The sequence below is a fragment of the Amycolatopsis sp. SID8362 genome (assembly GCF_010550475.1).
Classification (GTDB): Bacteria; Actinomycetota; Actinomycetes; order Mycobacteriales; family Pseudonocardiaceae; genus Amycolatopsis; species Amycolatopsis eburnea.
Genome location: NZ_JAAGNB010000230.1, coordinates 1 through 1,848 on the forward strand (window position 1 = coordinate 1; position 1,848 = coordinate 1,848).

Genomic DNA, 1,848 nt, shown 5'->3' on the forward strand with positions numbered 1-1,848 from the left:
GCTCAGCCCGCGCCGCAGCGCGTCGGCGTCCGTGGCGACGACGGCCGCGCGGTGCTCCAGCCGGGTGCGGCCGGTGGCCAGCGAGAAGGCGACGTCGGTGAGCGAGGTTTCGGCGTCGAGGCCGGAGAGCAGCCGGGAAGCCTGCGCCCGCACCGCTTCGCGGGTCTTGCCCGACAGCACGACTGGGACGGCCGGGTCGGTAACGGTGACGTCCGCGGCGGGTTCTTCGGCGGCCGGGCACTGCTCGACGATGACGTGCGCGTTGGTCCCGCTGATCCCGAACGACGACACGCCGGCGCGGCGGAGGTGGCCGCGGTCGGGCCACGGCGTCGGTTCGGTCACCAGCCGCAGGTGGCCCGCGGTCCAGTCGACCTGCGGCGACGGCTCGCCCACGTGCAGCGTCGGCGGCACCATCCCGTGCCGGATGGCGAGCACCATCTTGATCACGCCGGCGACACCCGCGGCGGCCTGGGTGTGCCCGAGGTTGGCCTTGATCGCCCCGACCAGCAGCGGGTTCGCGGCGTCGCGGTCCTGGCCGTAGGTCGCCAGCAGCGCCTGCGCCTCGATCGGGTCGCCCAGGGTGGTGCCGGTGCCGTGCGCCTCCACGGCGTCCACATCGGACGGTGCCAGGCCCGCGTTCTTCAGCGCCTGGCCGATGAGCCGCTGCTGCGACGGGCCGTTCGGCGCGGTCATGCCGTTGCTCTCGCCGTCCTGGTTGACCGCGCTGCCGCGCAGCACCGCGAGCACCGGGTGGCCGTGGCGGCGTGCGTCGGAAAGCCGTTCCAGCAGCAGGATTCCGGCGCCCTCGCCCCAGCCCGTGCCGTCGGCGGCGGCGGAGAACGGCTTGCAGCGGCCGTCGGGCGACAGCCCGCGCTGGCGCGAGAAGTTGATGAACAGCTCCATCGTCGCCATCACGGTGACGCCGCCGGCGAGGGCGAGGGAGCACTCCCCCGCGCGCAGCGCCTGCGCCGCCAGGTGCAGCGCGACGAGCGACGACGAACAGGCCGTGTCGACGGTGACCGCCGGGCCTTCGAGGCCGAGGGTGTAGGCGACCCGGCCGGAGACCAGGCTGCCTGCCGAGGTGCTGCCGTCGTCCTGGCCGAGGGCGTAGTCGTGGTGCATGACGCCGGCGAACACGCCGGTCGAGGTGCCCTTGAGCGAGGCGGGGTCGATGCCCGCGCGTTCGAAGGCCTCCCAGGACGTTTCCAGCAGCAGGCGCTGCTGCGGGTCCATGTACAGCGCTTCGACCGGGCTGATCCCGAAGAACCCGGGGTCGAACTCGGCGGGCCGGTCGAGGAAGGCGCCTTCGCGGACGTAGGACTTGCCGGGGACGCCGGGCTCGGGGTCGAACACGGCCCCGACGTCCCAGCCGCGGTCGGCGGGGAACCCGGAGACCGCGTCGACGCCGTCGTCGAGCAACCGCCACAGGTCTTCGGGCGAGCTGACCCCGCCCGGGTAGCGGCAGCTCATCGACACGATCGCGATCGGCTCCCGCGCCGCCGCGGCGAGCTTGGCGTTCTGCACGCGGAGGCGTTCGGTCTCCTTGAGCGAGAGCCGAAGCGCCGAAACCAGCTTCTCGTCCGGGTTGACCATGCTCACACACCCTCTTCCGTCAGGGAACCGGCCGGGCCGAGGTTGCCGAAGGCCAGGTCGATGAGATCGTCGGCGCCCATCGAGTCGATCGAGTCGCCTGTGTCGCCCGTGCCACTGGGCGCGGCGGGCGCACCCCCGAGCTCGAGCAGGCTGTCCAGCAGCCCGGCGTCGCGCAGGCGGCTGAGCGGGATGGCCCGCAGCACCCGGCGCACCTGTTCTTCGGTGCTCGGCCCGGTCGCCGCGGCCGCGGCCGGC

At 73.8% G+C, this 1,848-nt stretch carries 2 protein-coding genes; both read right to left on the reverse strand.

What is annotated here, in order from left to right; translation table 11 throughout:
- A partial coding sequence (locus G3I65_RS07625; protein WP_375336663.1) for a type I polyketide synthase occupies window positions 1-1,599 on the reverse strand: 1,599 nt, incomplete at its 3' end.
- A partial coding sequence (locus tag G3I65_RS07630; protein WP_160695455.1) for a hypothetical protein occupies window positions 1,596-1,848 on the reverse strand: 253 nt, incomplete at its 5' end. The genes G3I65_RS07630 and G3I65_RS07625, both read right to left, overlap by 4 nt.